The sequence below is a fragment of the Streptomyces hyaluromycini genome (assembly GCF_002217755.1).
GTDB classification, from domain to species: Bacteria; Actinomycetota; Actinomycetes; order Streptomycetales; family Streptomycetaceae; genus Streptomyces; species Streptomyces hyaluromycini.
The window spans coordinates 602,121-625,535 of the sequence record NZ_BCFL01000017.1 but is presented as its reverse complement, the minus strand read 5'-3'; the positions used below and the strand labels follow the sequence as shown (position 1 = coordinate 625,535).

At 74.1% G+C, this 23,415-nt stretch carries 15 protein-coding genes; 9 read left to right on the top strand and 6 right to left on the bottom strand.

The window, feature by feature from the left end:
- Nucleotides 1-42 precede the first annotated feature (42 nt).
- Complete coding sequence (locus tag SSP29_RS10740; protein ID WP_089100316.1) at nucleotides 43-2,775, bottom strand: helix-turn-helix transcriptional regulator; 2,733 nt, start codon at nucleotides 2,773-2,775, stop codon at nucleotides 43-45.
- A 485-nt stretch (nucleotides 2,776-3,260) separates the two neighbouring features.
- Between SSP29_RS10740 and SSP29_RS10735 the strand changes: the two genes are divergently transcribed.
- The 3 genes from SSP29_RS10735 (at nucleotide 3,261) to SSP29_RS10725 (ending at nucleotide 6,604) form a co-directional block, all read left to right on the top strand.
- Nucleotides 3,261-3,869, top strand: coding sequence for a helix-turn-helix transcriptional regulator (locus SSP29_RS10735; protein ID WP_174855944.1), 609 nt, complete (start codon nucleotides 3,261-3,263; stop codon nucleotides 3,867-3,869).
- 117 nt (nucleotides 3,870-3,986) lie between these two features.
- Nucleotides 3,987-4,646 (top strand): Pvc16 family protein, encoded by a 660-nt coding sequence (locus tag SSP29_RS10730; protein WP_089100314.1) that lies wholly within the window; start codon nucleotides 3,987-3,989, stop codon nucleotides 4,644-4,646.
- The gene (locus SSP29_RS10725) at nucleotides 4,643-6,604 is read left to right on the top strand and encodes an ATP-binding protein (RefSeq protein ID WP_089100313.1); all 1,962 of its coding nucleotides are present in this window, start codon (nucleotides 4,643-4,645) and stop codon (nucleotides 6,602-6,604) included. The genes SSP29_RS10730 and SSP29_RS10725 overlap by 4 nt, the downstream gene beginning before the upstream one ends.
- 16 nt (nucleotides 6,605-6,620) lie before the next feature.
- Here SSP29_RS10725 and SSP29_RS10720 read toward each other — a convergent pair whose 3' ends face one another.
- The 4 genes from SSP29_RS10720 to SSP29_RS10705 all read right to left on the bottom strand — a co-directional run bounded on the left by SSP29_RS10720 (nucleotide 6,621) and on the right by SSP29_RS10705 (nucleotide 16,447).
- Nucleotides 6,621-8,063, bottom strand: a complete 1,443-nt coding sequence (locus SSP29_RS10720; protein WP_089100312.1) for an RICIN domain-containing protein — start codon at nucleotides 8,061-8,063, stop codon at nucleotides 6,621-6,623.
- Nucleotides 8,060-9,505, bottom strand: coding sequence for a hydrolase (locus SSP29_RS10715; RefSeq protein WP_089100311.1), 1,446 nt, complete (start codon nucleotides 9,503-9,505; stop codon nucleotides 8,060-8,062). The genes SSP29_RS10720 and SSP29_RS10715 overlap by 4 nt, the downstream gene beginning before the upstream one ends.
- 105 nt (nucleotides 9,506-9,610) lie before the next feature.
- Nucleotides 9,611-11,089 carry an eCIS core domain-containing protein gene (locus SSP29_RS10710; RefSeq protein ID WP_089100310.1) on the bottom strand — a complete coding sequence of 493 codons (1,479 nt, stop codon included), beginning with the start codon at nucleotides 11,087-11,089 and terminating at the stop codon, nucleotides 9,611-9,613.
- Nucleotides 11,090-11,182: 93 nt separating this feature from the next.
- Nucleotides 11,183-16,447 (bottom strand): hypothetical protein, encoded by a 5,265-nt coding sequence (locus tag SSP29_RS10705; RefSeq protein WP_089100309.1) that lies wholly within the window; start codon nucleotides 16,445-16,447, stop codon nucleotides 11,183-11,185.
- Nucleotides 16,448-16,789: 342 nt separating this feature from the next.
- Between SSP29_RS10705 and SSP29_RS10700 the strand changes: the two genes are divergently transcribed.
- The 4 genes from SSP29_RS10700 to SSP29_RS58410 all read left to right on the top strand — a co-directional run bounded on the left by SSP29_RS10700 (nucleotide 16,790) and on the right by SSP29_RS58410 (nucleotide 19,515).
- Nucleotides 16,790-18,373, top strand: a complete 1,584-nt coding sequence (locus SSP29_RS10700; protein WP_089100308.1) for a phage tail sheath subtilisin-like domain-containing protein — start codon at nucleotides 16,790-16,792, stop codon at nucleotides 18,371-18,373.
- A 61-nt stretch (nucleotides 18,374-18,434) separates the two neighbouring features.
- The gene (locus tag SSP29_RS10695; protein ID WP_089100307.1) at nucleotides 18,435-18,878 is read left to right on the top strand and encodes a phage tail protein; all 444 of its coding nucleotides are present in this window, start codon (nucleotides 18,435-18,437) and stop codon (nucleotides 18,876-18,878) included.
- Nucleotides 18,878-19,348, top strand: coding sequence for a hypothetical protein (locus SSP29_RS10690; RefSeq protein ID WP_089100306.1), 471 nt, complete (start codon nucleotides 18,878-18,880; stop codon nucleotides 19,346-19,348). The genes SSP29_RS10695 and SSP29_RS10690 overlap by 1 nt, the downstream gene beginning before the upstream one ends.
- Nucleotides 19,345-19,515 (top strand): DUF6760 family protein, encoded by a 171-nt coding sequence (locus SSP29_RS58410; protein ID WP_089100305.1) that lies wholly within the window; start codon nucleotides 19,345-19,347, stop codon nucleotides 19,513-19,515. The genes SSP29_RS10690 and SSP29_RS58410 overlap by 4 nt, the downstream gene beginning before the upstream one ends.
- Here SSP29_RS58410 and SSP29_RS58405 read toward each other — a convergent pair.
- A complete protein-coding gene (locus SSP29_RS58405) occupies nucleotides 19,452-21,281 on the bottom strand; it encodes a hypothetical protein (RefSeq protein WP_150133914.1) in 1,830 nt (609 codons plus the stop codon). The genes SSP29_RS58410 and SSP29_RS58405 overlap by 64 nt on opposite strands.
- 1,036 nt (nucleotides 21,282-22,317) lie before the next feature.
- Between SSP29_RS58405 and SSP29_RS52320 the strand changes: the two genes are divergently transcribed.
- Together SSP29_RS52320 and SSP29_RS10670 are read left to right on the top strand one after the other, a co-directional pair.
- Nucleotides 22,318-22,908 (top strand): hypothetical protein, encoded by a 591-nt coding sequence (locus SSP29_RS52320; RefSeq protein ID WP_089100303.1) that lies wholly within the window; start codon nucleotides 22,318-22,320, stop codon nucleotides 22,906-22,908.
- A gap of 59 nt (nucleotides 22,909-22,967) precedes the next feature.
- A complete protein-coding gene (locus tag SSP29_RS10670) occupies nucleotides 22,968-23,390 on the top strand; it encodes a phage tail protein (RefSeq protein WP_089100302.1) in 423 nt (140 codons plus the stop codon).
- Nucleotides 23,391-23,415: the final 25 nt, after the last annotated feature.

Below are 23,415 nucleotides of genomic sequence, written 5' to 3'. Positions count from 1 at the left end.
GCCACCCCGCGGCCGCCGGCCCGGAGCGGCCGGTCTTCTCCGTCACGGGTGGGGGACGGTCTGGTCCAGGGCCGGGCGCAGGTCCGTGCGGCGGCGGATGCCCAACTTGCGGTAGGTGTGCGTGAGATGGGTCTCCACGGTGCGGCGGGCCAGATGCAGCAGGGCCGCGATCTCCACGTTGGTGCGGCCCTCGGCGGCGAGTTCGGCGATCCGACGCTCACTGCCGGTGAGGGAGGCGGCGCCCGTACGGCGTCTGGCGGAGCGGGCCCCGCCCTTCCGCAGGATCCCCTCGGCCAGCTCCAACAGCCGTACCGCGCCGAGCCGTTCGGCGTGCTCCTCGGCCTCCCGCAGACAGTCGCGGGCGCGGGCCGCCTCACCGGCGGCGGTCAGCTGGCGGCCCAGCGCGATCAGGGCGAGCGCCGGCTCGGTACCGGCCGGGCCGCCGTCCCGCAGCAGCCGTACGGCCTCCTCGGTGAGCTCCAGGCCGCGGCGGCCGCCGGTCGCCGTACCGAGGACGCGCAGCGCCCGGCCGACCGTGCGCGGGGTGCCCCAGACCCGGGCCAGCCGCAGCTCCTCCTCGGCCAGGGCGATGGCCTCCAGCGGGCGGTCGAGGGCCAGCCGGCACTCGGCGGCGGCCGTACGCCACGGTGTGACCACCGGGCTGATCACCTCACGGGCCGTCTGGCGGCGGCCGCACTCCAGGAAGTCGTGCAGCGCCGCGGCCGCGTCACCGGCGGCCGCCCGCACCACGCCCCGCGCGTACAGGAACCGGTTCAGCTCCCAGGAGTCCGGTGCCTCCCGCAGGTCGATCCCGGCGACGAGGCCCGCGGCCTGTGCGGTCCGGCCGGTCTCCACGAGGGCGACGAGCGTGTGCGCATGGCTGTTGGTGGGGGTGACCGCGTCCGGGACGACGGCCAGGCGGGCGTAGTCGGCGCGGGCCGCAGCGATGTCCGTACGGCTGTTCAGCAGGGCCTGGTGCATGGGGTGCAGCAGGTCGGGGCGCTGCCCGGCCAGGCCGCGGTCCACCAGCCGGTTCGCCTCGTCGAGTTCGTCGGCCCACTGGGCGACGGTGGCCGCCGTACCGACGAGGAACGGCTCGGTGAGCGGGTCGGCGGGCTCGGCGAGCAGGGAGCGCAGCTGCCGCATCGCGTCCCGCGCCGAGGTGAGGCCGGCGGAGGCCGCGTGCCGCACGAGCAGGGCCTGGCCCGCCGTGCCGACCAGCTCGGGGGAGCGGTCGGCGGTCTCGGACAGCCGCCGGTAGACCTCCTGCCGTACCTCCTGGTCCTGGTCGGACAGGAGCACGGAGGCGGTGTGCAGGGTGCGGACCAGGTCGGGGTGGCCGTCCAGTTCGACGTCCACCGAGTGGAGCAGTTCGACGGCCTTGCGGGTGCGGCCCCGGCCGGTCAGCGCGGTGCCGAGGGCGACGGCCGCGCGCACCCGGTCCTGCGGGGCGGCGGGCAGCCGGACCGCCTCGGCGAGACGGGGGATCGCGGCGGAGGAGCGGGGCGCCGCGTACTCCAGCGAGCCCAGCTCGGTCAGCAGCCGCTGCCGGTGGCCGCCGGAGAGGGGCTCCTCCAGGGCGCGGCGCAGATAGCCGACGGCGTCCTCGGCGCGGTCCTCGTAGAGGGCGACGGCCGCCGCGTCCTGGAGCAGGGGCAGCGCCCAGGGGGCGTCCACCGGGCCGGTGGCGAGCAGTTGCCGGGCCACGGCCTCGGCGGGGGCGTCCTGGTGCAGCATCGCCTCGGCGATCGCCCGGTGGGCGGTGCGGCGGCGGGCGGCCGGAACACCGGCGAGGATCGCGTCGCGCAGCAGGGGGTGCGGGAAGTGGGGGCGGCCGTCGGCGCCCAGGGTGAGCAGGCCGAGGTTGGTCATGGCGGTGAGCCAGCCGGCCACCCGGGTGGGGTCGGCGTCGGCGAGTTCCGCGAGGAGCGGGGTGATCTCGTTCTCCGCCAGGCAGGTGCCGGGGTCCTCCTCCAGGACGGCGAGGGCGCGGGCGACCTCGGTGGTGGCCGGTCCCGCACTGTCCAGCAACCACTGCACGGCGGCCGGGTAGGCGCCCGGGTAGAGGGCGGCCGTCGTCTCGGGCACGTCCGGGTGCCGGCTCTCGGCGAGGTCGTCGAGGAGGGCGCCCAGCAGAAGGGGGCTGCCGGCCGCCGCGTGCACACAAGCGTCGGTCCAGAGCCGGGACGCGTCGGGGAACTTGGCCCGCACCCGGGCGGCGGCCGCCGCGGGGGCGAGCGGGGCGAGGGTGTGGGTGCGGACCAGCGCCGGCGGGAGGGTGTGCGTGAAGCCGGGGGCGGGCGGATCGAGGTCGTACTGGCTGCGTTCGCTGACGACGAGGAGGATCGGTAAGCGGTCTATGTGCCGGGCGGACTCCACGAGCCAGCGGTGCGAGGGGGCGTCGGCGAGGTGGACGTCGTCCACGGCGACGAGGAGGGGCGAGTCCTCGGCGTAGGCGCGCAGCACCCGCCAGAGTCCGGCGGCGGTTGCCCGCTCGTCCCCGTCCACCGCGAGGTCGGCGAACTCCGGGACCGGGCCGAGGAGTTGCAGGACGGTGGCGAAGGAGATGGATGTGTCGCCGGGCGAGCAGCGGGCACGGAGGACCTTCAGGCCGAGGGCGGCCGCCTGTTCGGCGGCGGCCTCCAGGACGGTGGTGCGGCCGGTTCCGGTGGCGCCCCGGAGCAGCACGAGCCGGCCGCCGCCGGACCGCGTGCGCTCGGCTTCCTCGGCCAACAGGTGCATGGCGTCGGCGAGTTCAGGGGACGGCTGGGTCATGCCTGGCTCCTCGCGGTGCGCTGGTGGGTTCGGGGGGTTAGAGCGGGTGGAGGTGGGAGAGGTTGTGGTGTGGTGGGGAGGTGCGGGGGTTTGTTGCATGGGTGGCACATTTGATACGGGGCTGTGGATTTGGGTGGGGGTGCCTGGGGTTGTGGGTGCGCTGCGGGCCGGTGGGGGTTGTTCGCGCAGTTCCCCGCGCCCCTGAAGGGGCGCTCGTGCAGCGCCCCTTTCTTTTAGGGGCGCGGGGAACTGCGCGACCAGCCACGATGCACCCGCAGCGCACCCGCAAGCCCAAGCACCCCCCACTCGTCCCCCGAACATCTCGTGGTCCTTCTCGTGGTGCTCCACGATTGTCCTTGCCCCTTTGGTCACACCAGGCTGGAGTACTACCGCCCGTCACTGTTCCCTCGGAGGCGACGGGCACGTGGACATAGGGGAAGCGGTTGGTCAGCAACAGCTCTTTTGCGTCGGTCGGTCGCACACCCGTGGCGGTGCACGCACCCGATCCGATCTCCCGCGAGGGCGCGCTCAGCCAGTTGCGCCGGCACCCGGAGATCGAGGTGCGTGAGGAGTCCGAGACCGGGCCCGGCACGGTGGCGCTGCTCATCAGCGACAGCCTCGACGAACCGGAACTGACCCGGCTGCGCCGGGTGGTGCGCAGTGAGGGGGCGCGGGCCGTACTCGTGGTCGGGGCGCTGCGCGAGACCGAGCTGCTCGATGTGATCGAGTGCGGGGTCGGGGCCATCGTATGGCGCCACGAGGCCACTGAACTCCGCATAGTGCAGGCCGTCCTTGCGGCCGCCCGGGGCGACGGCGACCTGCCCGCCGACCTGCTCGGCCGGCTCATCAACCAGGTCGGCACCCTGCACCGCAGCGCCGCCGGCCGCCCGGGCGCCCCGGCCTCCGGGCTGTCCGCCCGCGAGGTGGACGTACTGCGGCTGGTCGCCGAGGGACTCGACACCGCTGAGATCGCCAGCAAGCTGTCCTATTCCGAGCGGACCGTCAAGAACGTCATGCACGGGCTGACGACCCGACTGCATCTGCGCAACCGGGCCCACGCCGTGGCCCATGCCCTCCGGGAAGGCTACATCTGACCGATCGGGCAGCGGACACCGGTTCCGGGGCAGGGCGGTCTGCCCGGCCGTGCCTGCGGGGGCGGCGCGGGCGAAGGGCAGGATGGGGGGTGAGTGCCGAGGGATGGTGAGTACGGCGTGATCCACGAGGTGGACCAGGTGCTGCGGAACCTGCTGACCAGCGGTGCGCTGGAGGGTTCCGGCATCGAGGTCTCCTTCGACGCCCCGACCCGCGACTGGTCGGCCCGCCGCAACGGGCCGGTGATCAACAGCTACCTGTACGACATCCGCGAGGACGTGCACCGGCGGCAGCGCGGGCACGTCGACATCCGTGACGAGCGGGACGTGGTGGTCAAGCGCCGCCAGCCGCCGCGCTGGTTCCGGCTGTCGTACCTGGTGACGGCGTGGACCAAGCGGCCCGAGGACGAACACCGGCTGATCAGCGCCGTGCTCGCGACCCTGATCCCGCGGGAGCTGATCCACCCGAACGAACTGCCGGGCTCGCTGGGCGCGCTGGGGCTGACGGTGCCCCTGTCCTGCGCCGGCATCCAGACCGAGGCGCGCTCCCTCGCCGAGATCTGGTCGGCGCTCGGCGGCGAGCTCAAGCCGTCCCTGGACGTCGTGATCACGGCGCCGTTCCCGGCCTACCCCGAGTACGACGCCGGTCCGCCGGTCACCGAGGGCGCCGCCGTGCGGGTACGCGACGGGCTGGACGACACCGCCCCGGTGCTGGAGGAGCGGGCCCACCGGCCCGGCCAGGTCGCCGAGGCCACGGCCGCCCGGAGGGGCCGGGCGTGACCCTGGACGTCTCCCCGGCGCCGGCCGCCCCGCTTCTCGCCCGGCTGTCCGCGCTGCGCGACCGGGTCGCCGCCCTCGTCGCCCACCGCTCGGCCGACGACCCGACGGCCGGCGACCCGCTGCGCGGCCTCTACCTCTCCGAGGAAGCGGTACAGCACCTCCTGCGCCCCGAGCCGGAACCGGCCGAACTTCCCCTCCTGACCGGCGACTTCACCGACCCGCTCGCCGACCTCGCCGGCCGCCTGCGTCTCACCCCGCTCGACACCGCCCTCCTCCTCATCGCCCTCGCCCCCGACCTCGACCGCACCTTCGAGCCGCTGTACGGCTACCTCAACGACGACGTCGGCCGCCGCCGCGCGACCGTCGGCCTCGCCCTCGACCTGTACGGCGCCCCCGCGCACCTCGCGGCGGCCCGCGCCCGCTTCCACCCCACCGCCCCGCTCACCGCGCTCGGCCTGCTCACCGTCGAGGAGCCCGAACGCCCCTTCCTCAGCCGCTCGTTGCGCGTCCCCGACCGGGTCCTGGCCCACCTCCTCGGCGACGACACCCCGGACGCGGCGCTCACCGGATTCCTGCGGGTGCCGTCGTACGACAGCGAACCCGCCGACGCGGAGTTCGTGGGCCGGCTGGCCGCGCTGATCGGCGCCGGGCCGCTCTTCGCCTTCCTGCGGGAGCGGCGGGAGGGCGAGGGCCTCGGCAGTGCGACGGCCGCGCTGCGGCTCGCGGGGCGGGCGGTGCTGCACTACACCGGGCCCGGGGAGCGGATCCCGGAACTGCTGCGGGAGGCCCGCCTGAGCGGCCGGGCGATCCTGGTCGACAGCGACCAACCGGGCACCTTCCTGGGGGCGTTGAGCGCCACCACCTCGGACGTCACCGTGCTGCTCACGTCCGCCCGCGCCTACGACCCCCAGTGGTGCGACCACCGCGACCCGCTCGTCCTGGAGGTGCCCTCCCGGCGCGCCGCCGCCCCGGACGCCTGGGCGGCCCTGCTGCCGGACGAGCCCGGCTTCGACCTCGCGGTCACCGTCGCCCCGTACCACCTCGGCGGCGACCGGCTCGTCCGGGCGGCCCGTGCCGCGCAGGCCCTCGCCGCCTTCGACGGCACCGCGCTCACCGCCGCCCATCTGCGGCTGGGCGCCCGCCAGCAGTCCGCCTCCGGCCTCGAACAGCACGCCCGCCGGATCCGGCCCGCCGTCGACTGGCGGGACCTGGTGCTGCCCGAACGGCCGCTCACGGAACTGAGGGAACTGGCGCTGCGCGCCCGGCACCGCGACCGGGTGCTCGGCGACTGGCGGCTGAGCGCGGGCGGCGGCAGGGGACGGGGGGTGCTCGGCCTCTTCGCGGGCGAGTCGGGCACCGGCAAGACCCTCTCCGCGGAGGTCGTCGCCGCCGAGCTGGGCCTGGACCTGTACGTCGTCCAGCTCTCCTCCGTCGTCGACAAGTACGTCGGCGAGACCGAGAAGAACCTCGAACGCATCTTCACCGAGGCCGACCGCACCGACGCCGTGCTGCTCTTCGACGAGGCCGACGCCGTCTTCGGCAAGCGCTCCGAGGTCAAGGACGCCCACGACCGGTACGCCAACCTGGAGTCGGCCTATCTCCTCCAGCGCCTGGAGGCCTTCGACGGCATCGCGCTGCTCACCACCAACCTGCGCGCCAACATCGACGAGGCCTTCACCCGCCGCCTCGACCTGGTGATCGACTTCCCGTTCCCGGACGAGGAGCAGCGGCTGGCCCTGTGGCGGCACGGCCTGGTACACGTCCCCAGCGAGGCGGGCATCGAACTCCGCCGGCTGGCCCGGGACTTCGAACTGTCCGGCGGCGCGATCCGCAGCGCGGTGGTGACCGCCGCCTACCTCGCCGCCGCCCGCGACCGGCCCCTCACCGCGGCCGACCTCCTGGAGGGCGCCCGCCGCGAGTACCGCAAGGCGGGCCGCCTGGTACCGGGGAGCTGGTGAACCGGCCCCCCGGACCTCAGTCCCCCGACGGGCGCACGATCTGCCACTCCTGGTCGTCGCTGTCCGAGCAGTAGTACAGGGTGAGGTTGGTGTCGTTTCCGCCGGTGCTGTAGCCCGCGACGTCCAGGCAGAGGTTGTCGCTGGCGAAGTTGCGGATCCAGTAGGCGCCGCTGGGCTGCTTGTCGATCCACCACAGCTGGTTGTCGGCCTTCGTGCCGTCGCACTTGTACTCGGTGATCGGCGAGGACAGCTTGGCCGAACCGTAGTCGGGCAGGTCCATGCACAACTGGTCCTTGGCGTTGCGGATCTGGAAGAGCGCGGACGAGCCGGGGCCGTCCTTCTGGTACTGCACCTCCAGGTTCCACAGCTGGTTGTCGTTGGTGGTCTCGTCGCAGGTGTACTCCCGCACCGGGCCGTTGCTGGTGCCGTCGCCGTAGCCGGGGATGTCCGCGCACTTCTTGGTGGTCGTGTTGCGGAGCAGGATGTCGGTCGCCGGGACGACCGGTTTCGCGGTCTTCTTCTTCGTCGCCTGCGGGGCCGGCTGGGACTGGCCGCCGTCGCCGCCCGCCTGGGTGCCGGACGAGCCGTTGCCGTCGTTCGCCTGCTGCTCCGTCGGGGTCGGCGACGGCGCCGGTGCGGCGGCGAGGGGTGCGCTGGCCGTGGGGCTGGGCGCGATGCTGCTCACCCCGGCTTCCTGGGTCTGTTCCTGGGCGAGGCTCTGCACGTGGGGTTTGTAGTTGAACCAGATCAGGGCGAAGGTGACGGCGAGGGCCATCAGGGTGCCGAAGAGGGTGGCGAGCCAGCGGGGCAGGAAGCCGCGCTGGATGTAGGTGCCGTCCACAGGCTGTGGACGGACGCCCGCCCGCTGGACGGTGAGGGCGTACGGCCGCTGCTCCTTGGGCCCGAACCAGATGATCTTCCGGGGTTTGAGGGTGGCCTTGATGAAGGCGGCGCGGCCCGGTTCGATCTGGACGTTGCTGGGGTGCAGGTCGTAGGCGAGCTGGTCGCCGTTGTCGCTGCCGCTGACGGAGGCGGTGAGCTTGGTGTTGCCGAGGTTGTCGATGGCCAGCTTGGGGCGGCCCCGGAACCGGCCCTTGACGGTGGGCGGGACCAGTTCCGCGCGGATCTCGGTGAAGGGGGTGATGGTGAGGTTGCCCTCGGGGACGGTGACGGCCTCGGGGTGCTCGGTGGGTGTGATGCGGACTGCGTAGGGGTTGGGGCCGGCCGTGGCGTCCGGGGTGCGGGGCGGGGCGAAGGTGAGGTCCACCGTGCCCGTGGTCCCCGGGTAGAGGCGGAGCGTCTGCGGCTCGACGGTCGTCCAGGGCGCGACGGGGCCCACCGGTTCGAAGCGGTACTCGTCGACGACGTCACCGGTGTTGCGAAGCCGCAGGCGTACGCGGGTCGAAGCGCCCGGGTCCACGGTCGCGGAGGCGGGTTCCAGGGAGGTCCACAGGGTCACGGGGTCACCGTCAGCTTGAAGGCTTCGAGCCAGAGCGTGTTGTCGAGGGTGCCGACGAAGTCGAGTGCGTTGTTGTCGCTGCGGGCCCCCTTGCACCACTGGTCGCCCCAGTCGTGGTCGCGGACCTTCGCGCTGCTGCAGCTCTGGCCGCTGCCGACGTTGAAGGCGAAGCCCTCGATGTAGGGGTCGGCCGCCTTGGTGCTGCCGATGTAGTTGTCCTTGCCGTCGGCGATGATCGCCGTCCAGTTCGGGTACCACGTGCCCTGGCCGTTGGTGGACTGGGAGTCGTAGTGGAACCAGTTGGCGGCGGAGCCCTGGACGCCGTACACCGCGAGGTTGATGGCCTTGATCGGCACGTTCTTGCCGACGGTGCCGGACATGGTGCCGTCGCAGACGGGCTTCTGCCAGCCGCTGCCCTGGACGTAGGAGCGGTAGCAGATGTGCCGCCCGGACGGGTCGTCGGCGGCGAGGCGGTTGACGGCGGTCGCCGCGGTGTCCTGCTTGGGCTTGGCGGTCACGGTGGCCGTCGCGCCGCCGCCCCCGCCGCCTCCGCCGCCGTTGCCTGCGGCCTCGGTGGTCGGGTCCGCGGCCGGCGCGGCGGCGGGTGTCTCGGTGGGCGCCGGGGGCGGGGTCGGGGTCGTCGAGGGGCTGGGCGCGATGCTGCTCACCCCGGCTTCCACGGGCTGTTCCTGGGCGAGGCTCTGCACGTGGGGTTTGTAGTTGAACCAGATCAGCGCGAAGGTGACGGCGAGGGCCATCAGGGTGCCGAAGAGGGTGGCGAGCCAGCGGGGCAGGAAGCCGCGCTGGATGTACGTCCCGTCGACGGGCTCCGGCTTCACCCCCGACCGCTGCACGGTGAGCTGGTAGGGCCGCTGCTCCTTCGGTCCGAACCAGATGATCCTCCGGGGCTTCAGCGTGGCGTTCACGAAGGCGGCGCGGCCCGGTTCGATCTGGACGTTGCTGGGGTGCAGGTCGTAGGCGAGCTGGTCGCCGTTGTCGCTGCCGCTGACGGAGGCGGTGAGCTTGGTGTTGCCGAGGTTGTCGATGGCCAGCTTGGGGCGGCCCCGGAACCGGCCCTTGACGGTGGGCGGGACCAGTTCCGCGCGCAGTTCCGTGAAGGGCGTGATGGTGAGGTTGCCCTCGGGGACGGTGACGGCCTCGGGGTGCTCGGTGGGCGTGATGCGGACCGCGTAGGGGTTGGGGCCGGCCGTGGCGTCCGGGGTGCGGGGCGGGGCGAAGGTCAGCTCCACCGTGCCCGTGGTCCCCGGGTAGAGCCGGAGCATGGGAGGCTCGACGGTCGTCCAGGGGGCGACGGGGCCCACCGGTTCGAAGCGGTACTCGTCGACGACGTCACCGGTGTTGCGAAGCCGCAGGCGTACGCGGGTCGAAGCGCCCGGGTCCACGGTCGCGGAGGCGGGTTCCAGGGAGGTCCAGAGGCTCACGTCAAGACGCTAGCGCCGCGGGCGGGACGGCACAGGAGGCGTCGGGGCAGCTCCGGTGCCCCGAGAGGCAGGGCTCAAACGCCTTCCGGCCTCCTTCCCGACCTGCTAAGCGGGGAACATGTGGTTCCAGTACATCGTCGCGACGCGTCGCTGGAGTTTCTCGCGCAAGGTCGGGGCGAACCGGCCCTTGCCCGCCTTCTCGTCGTACTTCGCGTCCCTCAGCTCGGTCTCGATCGCACGCAACAGGTCCTGCTGGGCTCCGCCACCGTGCGCCGCGACATAACCGGTCATCGACCGCCACGGGTTGCTCAACGGCGTGAACGGCCTCGTCTCGTCGTTCGCCTCGGCCTGCTCCCTGGCCCTGCTCGACAGGCTGTTGTCGGCGTCCGTGTACTCAAGGCGCATCTCGTCCGCGAACCGGTTCTCGTTCACCAGGATGTTGTGGTACTCCACCAGCGCTCGTTTGGCCCCGGACATGTCGATGTCGAACCCGGCCTGGGCCTGCTGGAGATGACCCATCTCGTGCTGGACGACCTGGTCGAAGGTGAACTTGGCGGGCGGGTCGGCGTTGACCAGGATGATGCCGGACTCCCGCAGGTAGCCGCCCCCGCCGGCCTGGTCGACCACCGCGCTGGCAGGGGTGTTCCCGTCCGGGTAGTTGTTGAGCGACTGCACGCTCTCGTCCAGTTCGGCGCCGGTCAGGCCGATGACGTACCCCTCCTCGTAGTCCCGGAACCTCCGGTCGGCGGGTATGCCGTTCGGCACCTTGACGAGCTTGACGGTGCCCTTCTCGATGCCCAGCTTCTCGGACACGTCCTCGACGAACCCCGGACTCAGCACGCGCTGCACCGCCACCGGGCCCGCGCCTTCCGGCACCGGGGCCGGGGCGGTGCCCGACCCGGTGTTCACCGGCTCCCGCTGCACCTGGGGCACCGGCCCGCTCATCACGCGCCGCGCCTTGCTCACCGCGTGCCGTTCGCCGGAGTCGTTCACGTCGGACATGCTGACCCCGGTGCCGGTGTCCGTACCGGGGACAGGGCCCTTCAACTGGTCCTCGTAGTGGGTCAGTTCGTGGGCCCAGTCCTCCTTCGTCATGGTGTCGCCGACCACGATGTTGCGGCCGGTGGTGTACACCTTGGCGCCGAGTTCCTTCGCCGACTCCCGGGCCAGGGAGCCCGTGTGCACCCGTACGCCGCTGAAGTCCGCGCCGTCGAAACGCGTCTCCATCTCCGACTGCAGGGCCTGGTCCATGCCCTGGCCGGGGGACTCGATCACCCGGTGGACCAGAGCCCGGCGCTGCACCGCCGGCACGTGGCCGCAGGCCGCGTCGTGTTCGTGGAGCTCCTCGCCGGCCGCCTGCCGCTGCACCGCCGGCAGATGGCCGCAACTCGCGTCGTGCCGGTGGCGCGACGCCTCGACGGTGCGGGCCACCGCCGCGTTGCCCGCCGTTCGCTGGAGAGCGAGCAGCCCGGCCGCGGTGCCGGTCGCGGCCGTACGGTCCGCACCGGCGGACGCCTCCCGTGCCGCCGGGCGGCGGGCGGCCTGCGGGCGGCCGGCCTGGTCGTGTTCCTCCTGCGCGTGCATGAACTACCTTTCGGCGACGAACCCTCGACCACAACTACGAGTGCCGGGGCCGGGTGGGCAAGGGACGTTCGGGCAGCCTCGGGGGCAACATCCTCAGGACTCTCCGTCCGCCGCGGCCAGTACGCGATGCGGGTCGGCCGGCGCGTGCCCGCCCCCCGCGGCGGCCGCCATGCGCCGTACGGCCGGTTCGGGCATCCGGATCACCACCGGGTACGTGAGGGTGTGGTCCTGCACGCCGACCGCCCGCGCCGGATCCCGCAGCGCCCCGGTGTGCCGCTGCCGCACCCGGGCCACGGCCCTGACCTGCAGGGTGAACTGCACCAGCACCGACGCGGCCTTCGGTTTCTGCAGCGGCACCGTGCCGGAGGCGTTGTCCGCGGCGTCGGTGGGGCCGCCGTCGCGGCCGTACGTGCCGGGGACGTTGTTCATGCCCGAGTAGTCGGCGCGGACCGGGCCCTCGCCGCCCATGGCGTGCGCGGAACGGCCGTGGTGGGAGGCGTGCTGTGCGTCGGTGGCCGCCGGGCGCCCCTCGGGGCCGCTCTGCGCGACCGTCTCGAAGGTCATCTTGTCGCCGCTGCCGAGGATCTCGCCGTCGCGCAGCCGCGCGTGCAGGGAGCAGGCGATGTCCTGGCCCTCCACGCCGGACACGTGCACCGGCGGCAGCTGCGCACCGGCCGACACCAGGAGGGGCAGCGCCGCCGTGAGCCACTCGGTGGACACCGCCTCCCGCTGGGCGTAGTGCGCCGCGTCACCGGCCTTCCGGAAGCCGGTGCCGGCGTGTGCCTGCGTCATGGCCCGGCCGATCAGCTCCCGTATCTGCGGTGCGCCCCGGAAGCCGTTGACCTGTGCCTCCATGGGCAGTTCGGTGCCGTCCGCACGCCACGCGGCCAGGGCGGCGGCAGTGGCGTCGCGCACCGGGGCCGCGCTGCCCCGGGCGGGTTCCGCGGCGCGCTCCGGCCGGGCGCGGGCGACGGCCTTCAGGTCGTTGTCGAGCACGCGGTGCAGGAAGGAGCCGTCGAGGGTCACGGAGGCCAGCCGGCCGTCGGCGGAGTGCAGTTCGAGCTCCGCCTGGAAGGGGACCGTCACGTTCACCGAGTTCGCCTCGGTGTCCACGATGGTGCGCAGCCCGGTCTGCGTCCGGGCGGACGCGGCCTGCCTGGTCGACGTGGTCTTCCCGATGCCGGGGCCCGCGACGGCGCCCGCGCTGCCGACCAGGTCGTCGTGCGGCTTGCCGGCACCGGTCAGCGAGGCGTCGACTCCGCTGGTCAGGCTCTCCTGGCTGCTGGTCGCACGCTGTGAGTAGGCGACGGTCGCGAACTCCATCTCCCGGTCGTTGCCCGAGGGCCCGGCCACCGTGCCGGGCCCGGTGCGGCGGATGTGGAAGACGGCCCAGTACGAGGTGGCCCGACGGCCGGGGACGGAACTGTTCCGCAGCAGCTCGACGGGAACGCCGCCGTCCATGGCGCCGGCGAGCAGGCCCACCGCGCCGTCCTGGTCCAGCACCCGCAGCAGCCGCTGCACGTTCTCGAACCGGTCGTCCAGCACCCGTGCCGGCAGGAGGTCCTCCGCCAGCGCCCGGTCCCGCACCGCCGCCCGCAGCCGCCCGAGCAGCGGCACGAAGTCGGGCATGCCGTCGACCAGGCCGGCCCCGAGAGGGAGGTGCGCGGCGAGCGCCGGTACGCCGGACACGTCCCGCGGCGGTGCGGTCGAACCGGCCTGCTGCCCCTGCCCGCCGGCGTCCCGGCCACCGGAGCCCTGCGCCCGTTCCGGGAGCCGGCCCTGCGCCCGTTCCGGGAGTTTGCCCCTCGCCTTCTCCGACATTCCCTGCCGCGGTCCGGACTCCGAGCCCGGATCGGCGGTGCCCGCCGCCGGGTCGCCGGGCGCCGGCCGCCACTTCGCCGCGGTCTCCGCCAGCGCCTGCTCCTGCTCCCGGGCCCGTTCCTCCGGCGTCCGCAGGCCCGCCTTCCGCAACTGCGGCTCGGTGAGCCAGAGTCCGACGGCGCCCGGCACCGTCAGCCGCTGCGACATCGCGTACGGGCCGCGGCCGTTCACCGCGACCTCGGCCACCATCCACGCGGACAGGTCGCACTGGACGAGGTAGAGCGGCCTGGAGCGCGGATGGACGGAGTTGCGTTCGATCGTGCCGCCGGTCGTCGAGGTGTCGGTCGTGGTCGTCGCCTGGCCGAAGGCGGGCGACACGCTCTGGGCCAGGGACCACCCCGAGCCGCGCTCCGACCCGGTGCCGTTGAAGGTCACCGCCTTGCTCTTCGTCGACGCGTGCTGCCCCGACGCCTGATGGCCGCCCAGGACCATGTTCTCGACGCCGGCCCCGCCCGCCCCGCTCTGCTCCGGCCGCCGGTGCAGGACCCGCGGACCGGTGAGGGCCAGCCGGGTGCCGACCGCACCGTTCAGCGCGGCCGCGCGCCGGGCGTGGCGCAGGTCGCCGACCACCCAGCCGGTGCGGGTCGCCTGCCGCAGGGCCGCGGTGACGGCCTCCGGGCCGAGCCGCTCCTCCAGCGCCAGGCGCGGGGCGAGGCCCTCCGCCTGGTAGGCGGTGTCGCCCGGCTTGTCCCGGTCGCCCTTGCGCGCGGCCAGGGCGAGCAGCCGGAAGGCCAGCTGCCGCAACTGTTCGCCGTCGCCGACGGTCTCCACGAAGTCCCAGTCCCGTACCTGCCGTTCGGTGTCCGCACCGGGCGGCCGGGTGAGCAGGTCGTGGATACCGGTGGCCCCGGAGGCGAGGTGGAACCTGGCGGGCCTGGACCGCCGGGCGGCCGTCCTGCGGTGCTCGTCGGCGCCCACGGTGAGCGCGGCGGGCGTGCTCAGCTCCACGTCCTGCCCCTCCGCGCTCCCGTCGAAGTGCTGCGGTACGGCGGCGTCGAGGTCGCCCAGCGAGGCGACGGCCCGGGCCTCGGGCTGCTCGCGGCCAGGGCTGCCGGGGGTGAGGGAGCGTTTCAGGGTGCGCTCCCGCGTGGTCATGGTGACCTTGGCGTCGAGCATCAGCCGGGTACCGAACGTACTCGTCGTCACGTCACCGCTGTTGAGCGAGTCGCCCCGGACCGCGGGCCCGCCCTGGACGCGGCGCGCGCTCTCCACCGCGGCGTTGGCGGTGACGCCGAAGGACAGCGCGCCCGGCAGCGGGGTTACGTTGACGCTGCCCTGCGCGCCGGCCCTGCGGGCGGTGGAGCGGCCGGTCTGCCCGCCGGAGGCGACGCCCGAACTGCTGCGTACCAGCCAGTTGTCGGTGTCGCCGAGATAGGTGAGCTCGCCGATCCGCCCGCGCACCCGGACCTGCACGTCGTGGGAGTGCAGCGTGGACTTCCGGCGCAGCCGCACCGGGACGCCGGCGCCCAGGAGCTGGTTCTTCTTCGCCCGCAGGTTGGTCTCCGAGAGCACGGTGACCAGCTCGCGGTAGTTGCGCATGCGCGCCTCGGCCTCCTCCGGGTCCGGGATCTTCCCCCGCGACCGGTCGCCGGTGCCGAAGTCCGGGAGGTAGCCCGCCAGTTCGGGCTGCGACGCGAACAGCCGCTCCAGCGCCTCGACGAGGGGGCGCACGTCCAGGTGGGTGAGGGAGACGCTGTTGCCGACGGCACCGAACGGCAGGTGGCGTTCGGCCTCGCGCTCGGTTCCGTCGGGCGCGGTCTCGGTGGGCTTGCGGTGAAGGGGGTCGGCCTGCGTGCCCTCCGGCAGCGGCAGCCCGATGTGCCGGGCCTCCCGGGCGTTCAGGCTGACCCAGCTCTCCAGGGTGTGCTCGGCCGTGCGCAGCCCGGGGTGCAGCCGCTGCGCGGGGGACGCGGGCCCCAGGCCCTGCACGGTCAGCCGGACCCGGCCGAGGTAGAGCACCTTGTCACCGCGGATCTCGGCGCCCTTCCGGGTGGCCACGGTCTGGTCGGACGACGAGAACCGGGCGTTCTTCAGAGCGACGGAACCCATGCCCTGGAACCGGGCCACCGGTGGTGCCCCCGGGGCGCCGACGGCGACCGCGGGACCGGCCCCGAACAGCGCGCTCGCGCCCTTCGAGCCGGTGCGGCCCGCGCCGTGCGCGCTCTGCTGGTGGGTGCGCAGCTGGGTCTGCCCCGCACCCCAGCCGGGGGTCAGGGACACGATGTCGGCGCGCATCCGGTACGCGCTCGCGGCACTGCCGTCCTTGGCCGGCAGGTCCTCGCCGGGCACCCAGCCCGCGAGGAGCCGGGGCAGGTCCTGCAGCACGGTCGTGCCGGAGGTGGCCCGGAACAGCCGGGCCCGGCCGGGCGCGCCGGGCGCGGTCACCGACGGCGCGAGCACGGAGGCGACCGTGTCGAACAGACCGCCTCCGCCGCCGTGCGGGCCGCCGGGGTCCTCCACGGCCAGCGCCGCCATGGACACGGCCTGCCGCACGGAGGTCGCCTGCTCCTCGCTCAGCTCCGGCCCGGGGACCGGCCGTGCGGTGCCGTGCGGCACCAGGTGCTCGTGCGGGACGCGCATCACGAGGCTGCCGTCGCCGCTCGCGACATGCCGGCCCCGTGCGCTGTGCTGTTTGATCCGCACGACGAAGCTCACCCGGCGCGGTGCCGTGACCGTGCCGCCGCCGCTGCGGAAGGTCCGGGGCTCGGACACGGTGCGGTTGGAGTGCGTGTCCTGGGTGGAGGTCAGGGCGGCCCCGGCGGCGAGCTGCGCGCCGCCCAGGACACCGGGCGTGGGCGTCGGGACCAGGACGGTTCCGGAGGCGCTGGTGCCCCACTGACGGGCGCGGACCGTGTCGGCGGCCACCGTGCCCGCCGAGTTGTGCAGATGGTCGACCTTGGTGTCGGCGTCCTCGCCCTGGGCGCTGTCCGCGAACGACAGCGCGGCCGCGTCCTCCTCGTCCCGCGCCCTGATGGCGACGGTGACGTCGTACGACGCCCCGTTCGCCCCGCGCACCGCGAAGGCCCGTCCGCGGCCGTAGAAGGTCTCCGGCCGTCCCGCCAGCTCCTGCTGGATCTCCTCCACTTCGGCGCCGTCCTGCCCGGTGACCCGGGTCACCTCGGCGGCGACGAACGGGTGGCCGGTCAGCCGGGAGGCGGTGGACAGGCCCGCCGAGGTCATCGACCTCAGGTACGGGGGAAGCGTGAGCGGCCCCTGCTGCCCGGCCTCGGCGGGCACGGGCGGCGGAGTGCGGGTCGGGACGGGCGGCCTGCCGCCTTCGACCAGGCCGGCCACGGCGGCGTTCCCCGCCGTGCTCTGCAGGTTCTGCATCTCGACGGCGGCCGGGAGCCCGCCCCGCACGCCCGACAGCGACGGCTGCCGCCGGGAGAAGCCGTCGCCGCCGCCCTGGCCGGTGTGCTTCACCCCGGCTCCGCTCGCCCCGCCGTCGCCCGGCACCGGCTTCCGTGTCCACCGCATCCCGCGCACTCCCGTCCCGGCGGGAGCCGAGGGGCCCCGTCCGCGTCGTCCTGGTGGCGCGTGCGGGCGCCCGTGACGGGACGCAGCCCGCCTGGCCGCGCAGGATAACGCGTGACCAGGACGGGTCCACAAGACGACAGCCGCTGAACGGACCGGTTAACGAACGGGAGTTGAGGTGCTCTCTCCCCGGTGACCAGCGACGTACGGCGACCGGCTGCCCTCAGGGCTGCCCTTGGGGGCAACAGATGTGCCCGGGCCCGGGCACCGGCGGCCGTTTCGGCGGACACGCTCGCGCGCGAGGGTGGGAAGCGTTCCTGTCTCGTACCCCGAGGAGAGCAGAGCATGCCGTCCTACCTGTCGCCCGGCGTCTACGTCGAGGAGGTGGCCAGCGGCTCGCGCCCCATCGAGGGGGTGGGCACGTCGGTGGCGGCCTTCGTGGGCCTGGCCCCGACCGGTCCGCTGAACGAGCCGACACTCGTGACCAACTGGACGCAGTACGTCGCGTCCTTCGGTGAGTTCACCGACGGGTACTACCTCGCGCACTCCGTCTACGGCTTCTTCAACAACGGCGGCTCGGCGGCGTACGTCGTCCGCGTCGGCGGCACCGACGAGGGCGCCGGGGGCGAGGCCAAGTCCCCCGCCGCCCTGCGGGGTTCCGCCGCCCCGGCCGCGCTGCCGCCCGGCGAGGCCAGGCCGCTCGGCACCTTCAGCGTCAGCGCCATCGCCTCCGGCGACCTGAGCGTCGAGGTCGCCGACCCGGACGGCGAGGGCCCCGCCGAACGCTTCAAGCTGGTCGTCAAGGACGGCGGCAAGACCGCCGAGACCTTCGACGTGACCGCGAAGAAGGGCGGCCGCAACTACGTCGTCACGCAGGTCAAGGAGCGCTCCAGGCTCATCACCGTGACCGAGGCCGCGCCCGCCGCGCAGCTGGCCCGTCCGGAGAACCAGACGGTGGCCCTCGCGGCCCCCGCCCAGACGCCGGCGTCCGCGCCCCCCGTCGCGGACGCCGGCTCCCACCCCGGCCCCGCCGAGTACCTCGGCGACTCGGCCGACCGCACCGGTTTCGGCGGCCTGGAGGCCGTCGACGAGGTGTCCATGGTGGCCGTCCCCGACCTGATGGCCGCCTACCAGCGCGGCGCGATCGACCTGGAGCAGGTCAAGGCCGTCCAGCTCGGCCTGATCGCGCACTGCGAGCTGATGGGCGACCGGGTCGCGGTCATCGACCCGCCGCCCGGCCTCAACGCCCGCCAGATCCGGGTCTGGCGCCAGGAGACGGCCGGCTACGACTCCAAGTACGCGGCCCTGTACTACCCCTGGATCAAGACCTTCGACCCGTCCTCCGGCCAGTCCCGGCTGATCCCGCCGTCCGGCCACGTGGCCGGCGTCTGGGCCCGCAACGACGCCGAGCGCGGCGTCCACAAGGCCCCGGCGAACGAGGTCATCCGCGGCGCGGTCGACCTGGAGCTCCAGATCACCCGCGGCGAGCAGGACCTGCTCAACCCGATCGGCGTGAACTGCATCCGCGCCTTCCCCGGCCGCGGCATCCGCATCTGGGGCGCCCGCACCCTCTCCTCCGACCCGGCCTGGCGCTACCTCAACATCCGCCGGTACTTCAACTACCTGGAGGAGTCGATCCTGATCGGCACCCAGTGGGTGGTCTTCGAGCCCAACGACCACAACCTCTGGGCCCGTATCCGGCGCAACATCTCCGCCTTCCTGGTCAACGAGTGGCGCAGCGGCGCCCTGTTCGGGCAGCGGCCCGAGGAGGCGTACTACGTCAAGTGCGACGAGGAGACCAACCCGCCGGAGTCGGTCGACGTCGGCCGCGTGATCTGCGAGATCGGCATCGCCCCGGTCAAGCCCGCCGAGTTCGTGATCTTCCGGCTGGCCCAGTTCAGCAGCGGCAGCGGCGAGCTCCAGGAGTAGCGGACCCCGGGTCCCCACCCCCTTGTTTCCCAGGAATCTTGAGAAGAACGGGCAGTAACACATGACACTCCAGCCGGGTGACGCCCTCACATCGCACAATTTCGGCCTGCAGATCGACGGCGTGATGGTCGAGTACCTCGCCGAGGTCAGCGGCATGACGATGGAGCAGGACGTCATCACCTACCAGCAGAACACGCCGGACGGGAAGAACCACGTCCGCAACCTGCCGGGCGTGAAGAAGAACGGCACCTGCACGGTCGTCCGCGGTATGACCCAGTCCTCGTCGTTCACCCAGTGGATCAACGAGTCGATCAACGGCCAGATGACCACGGCCCGCAAGAACGCCTCCATCATCATGATGGACTTCGAGAACAACCCGGTGAAGCGCTACAACCTGCGCAACGCCTGGTGCAGCAAGATCGACACCAGCACGGTGAAGGCCGGCGAGGCGTCCGCGCTGACCGAGACGGTGACCATCACGTTCGAAGAACTGGTCATCGAGTAATGAGGCGTTCGGCTGTCAGGGCCGGGGGCGTGGGCGCGCCGCTCGCACCGGAGGAGCCGGCGCCCCAGGCCCCTCAGCAACCGCAGGCGCCCGTCGAGGTGCTGCGCACGGAGTTCCCGTTCCAGCTTCCGCGCGGGTACGTCGACGAGCAGGGCACCGTCCACCGCGACGGCGTGATGCGCCTGTCGACGGCGCGGGACGAGCTGATCCCGCTCCGGGACGTCCGCGTCCAGGAGAACCCCGCGTTCCTGTCGGTGGTGCTCCTCGGCCGGGTCATCACCCGCCTCGGCACGCTCCCGCTCGTCCACGACGGGATCGTGGAGAACATGTTCGCCTCCGACCTGGCGTTCCTGCAGGACTTCTACCGCCAGATCAACGCGGAGGGCCACACCCGGGCCGCGGTCAACTGCCCGCACTGCTCCGAGCCCTTCGAAGTGGAACTCGGCGGGAGCCGCCTGGGGGAATCGTGACGTACGCGACCGACCGGCTGCACGAGGAGATCGCGTACGTCGCCTACCACTTCCACTGGAACCTGGAGGACATCCTGGACCTGGAGCACGCCGACCGCCGCCGCTACACGGCTGAGATCGCGTCCCTGGTGACCAGGGCGGCGGCCTCCGCCGGGGCGGAGGGCTGACGGGTGGGGCTGTGGGATCGGATGCGGGGGCGCGGACGGGGGCCCGAGGCCGACGAGTCCGGCAACGCGCCCGAGGCTCCCGCGGAGGTGCCGCGTCCCGTGGTGGCGGCGGCCTGGTCCGGGCTGCCGCCGATCCAGCGTGCGCTGGGGACGGGCGGGCCGGTCGCGGACGCCGGGTTCGGCGGCCGGTTGCCGACCTGGCAGAACCCGTCGTTCACGGCCACGCGCTCGCACGCCGTCCTGGACGGCGAGTCCAGCGCCCGCCTGGCCGGCGGCGGCCTCGCGGGAACGCCCGGAGCGGGGGCAGGGGCCGTGTCCGGCCTCGAACGCCCCGTGCAGGCACTGCCGTTGGCGAGGCCGACGGGAGCGGCGGGGCAGGCGGGGCCGACGGCCGGTCGCAGGGCGTCGGTGCCGGTGGTGCCGTTGCGGGCGGTCGGGGGCGGTTCGGCGGTCTCTGCGGGCTCTGCGGTCTCTGCCGGGTCTGCGGGACGGGCCGGGTCTGTGGGGTCTGCCAGGCCTGTGGGGTCGGCCGGGTCTGTGGGGTCGGCCGGGTCCGTGGGGTCTGCCAGGCCTGTGGGGTCGGCCGGGTCTGTGGGGTCGGCCGGGTCGGCTGGTTCGGTGGCGCCGGCGGTGCAGCGGGTGCCTTTGGCGGGACGGCGCGGGGGTGGTGCGGCCGCGCGGACGCCGGGGGCGACGGCGGGAGCGGCACGGAACGGGAAGAGCGCGCCGGGCGCGACACTCCCGTCGGCTCCGTCGACCGTCCCGGAGGGGGAGGGGCAGCGGGCGACGCCTGCCGTCCAGCGGTCGGTCACGCCGACGACCGCCTCCTCGGCCTCCTCGGCAGCGGTGCCGGTGGCGTGGGCACCGCAGCCGACTCCGGTCGCTCCGGCTCCGGCCACCGGTCCGCGCGTCGCGCCGGCACCTCCCGTCCAGCCGCTCCGTAGCGCTCTGACGAAGGCACCGGCGAGCACGTCGGTGACGGCTGTGCAGCGGCGTACGTTGCCGTCGGCGCCGCGGGTGACGGCCGCCGAGGGCGCGGTACCGGCGTCGGGCGAGGGTGACCGGGCGGGGGCCGGAACGGCGCGGGACACGGTCGTAGAACAGGCGGCCGGCGGCGGGGATCCGGTGCGGGTGAGCGGGGGCTGGTCGCGCCCGCGCGGTGACGGCGGCACCTCCTCCGGCCAGACTCCGCGCGCTCCTCGGGGCGCTGCCCCCGGACGGGCGCCGGCACCTGCCGCCGTACAGCGGTCCGCGTCCGGTGGCGGACCGGCAACAGCCCGGCCCAGCACGACAGGTCCGGCTCCGGCCGGGGCGTCCTCCGGCGGTGGCGGTGGCGGTGGTACGGCCCCGGCACCCGTGTCGCCCGGGGCCACGGCTCGTACGGCCTCCGCGTCTCCTACGACGACACCCCCTCCAGTCTCTTCCACGCCCACCCCGCCCGCCGCTCCCCCGGGCAGCGGCGGGCCTTCCGGCATGCCCGGCGCCGGGGCGCAGGCCCCTGTGCAGCGGCGGACGGTGAGCGGCGGCCGTACCCCGGTCTCTCCGACCGCGTCGCCCGGCAAGAAGACGTCGGCCCCGGAGCAGCCGCCCGCCAGCCCCGGGGCACCCGCCGTGCAGCGCAGTGCCGTCACGGGCCCGGCCGCCCGGCACACGCCGGCGTCGCCGGAAAGCGGTCGTACGGGGGCGAGTTCGGCACCGACGCCCGGGACCGGCACGGCGGCCGCCGGTGCCACCGGCACCGAGGCCGTCACGGCTGCTTCGCCCACCGCGGGAGCAACGCCCTCTGCCGCACGCCCCTCGGCCTTCCCGCAGAGCGCGCGACCCTCGGTGTCCCCGGCCGCGAACGGTGGCCGCGAGGCGTCTGTGCAGCGAACGACGAGGGAGGGCGCGGGCGCAACCGATGCCGTACGGGAAGCGCCCCGTCCGGCAGGGACGGGAGCCGTACCGGCTGCCGTGCCGATGCCACCGAATGAGCCCGGCCGGGACGCCGTGGCCGGTACCTCGACGGCGGCGGCCCCGCCCGCCTCCGCGCCGGCTCCCGTTCAGCGTGCCGCGACGACCGCGGACGCCCCTCGCCCCGGCCTCGGCGCTCCGCTTTCGCCCGCGGTTGGGAGCGGTGGCCGTGAGGTGCCCGTACAGCGGCGGACGACGCAGGGCCCGCAGCCCTCCTCCGCTGCAGTGCCGGATGCGCAGATACCGCCGCCAGGTCCGCGCGAGCGGGGACCCGCCCCATCGTCCGCGGGCCCGGCCGCGGCGGCCCGGCCCGCTCCGGCGCCGGCTCCCGCTGTCGCCACCGTGCAGCGTGCCGGTACGACCACCCCCCGCGCACCCCGTCTCGGCCTCGGCGCCCCCTTCACGGGCCCCGCCGCGAGCCCGGCTGCCGCGGGGTCCGCCGGCCGCCGCACCGCTGTGCCGTCCGTGCAGCGGCAACCGGCGTCGAGCGGTTCGTCGAGCGGTTCTTCGGCTGGTTCGGCGATTGGCTCTTCGGGTGGTCCGTCGAGTGGTTCCGCGGGTGACCAGCCGGCCGCCTTTTCCCGTCCGGTGCCCGCAGCGCCCCGGCCGGTACAGCGGGCCTCGGCACCGGACCTGCCCACGACGACGGTCGAGCGTGCCCAGCCGGCCCAGCCCGCACCCACCGGCCCCGCGACGCCGCCGCCACCCACTGTTCCCGGCCCCGCCACGTCGGGCACTTCGGCGACGGCTGCACCGCTTTCGCCCCTTCCCCCCTTCGTCCAGCGGACCGTCGCCCCCGCCTCCTCCGCCCCTCCCACCACGCCCGGTCCCGGAGGCCGCCAGGCTGCCGTGCAGCGCCGGGCACAGTCGCCCCTCCCGGTAAACGTCCCGCCTGCCACCGGACCGGCGGCCCCCCTGCCCCTCTTCGTACAGCGGGCCGCAACCCCGCCCGCCGCCCTGCCGGTCAAGCCGGCCACCACCGCCCCCACGCCCACGCCCGCTCAGCCCGTCCCGCTGCGCCCGACCACCCCGATCTCCGCCACCAGCCCTCTCCCCGTCGCCCCCCTCGGCCGCGTCACGGTCCAGCGCGACGCTCTCACCACCGCGCTCCCCGTCGACCACCCCACGACCTCGCTGAAGAAGGCGACCAGCACCACCCACACCGCGCGCGCCGTGGCCCCCCGGACCCAGACGTCCAGGCAGCCCCCGCCCGCCGACGACCCGCCGCCGCCCGGGTACTCCGCCTCCGCCTCGTCCGCCGACGATCCGCCGCCCGGCTACACGGCGGTCGAGGGCGGCGGTTTCGATCCGCGTGCCCTCACCGAGTTCCAGGTGGACGCCCTGGTCCACCGGATCATCGACCGGATCACCCGCCACGTCCGCACCGAACTCCGCCGCGACCGCGAACGCGTGGGAAAGCTCCGCGACTTCCGCCCCTGATCACGACTGATCACGACTGATCACGACGACAGTGCACCCACTCCACAGAAAGGCCCCCGATGGATCGCCAGGACCCGGGAACCACAGTCTGGTTCAGCCTCTCCATCGACGGCGAGGACCTCGGCTACTTCAACGGGTGCGAGGGACTGTCGTCGCAGGTGGAGATCGAGCAGCGGCAGGAGGGCGGGAACAACGGGTTCGTGTGGCAGCTGCCGACCCGGGTCACCTTCTCCCACATCCGGCTGACCCGCCCGCTCACCCCGGACACCTCGAAGGTCGCGAAGTGGATCTCGTCCGTGCAGACGGGGATCGAGCGGCCCACCGGGCAGATCACGGCGCTGCGCGCCGACGGCTCGGAGGTGGCCCGGTGGGGGCTGCTTGACGTGCTGCCGGTGAGCTGGCAGGGGCCGTCCCTGGACGCGGGCAGTCCGTCCGTGGCCACGGAGGTCCTGGAGATCGCCCACCACGGCTTCACGGACTGAGCGGACGTACGGAGAGGCAGGCGGA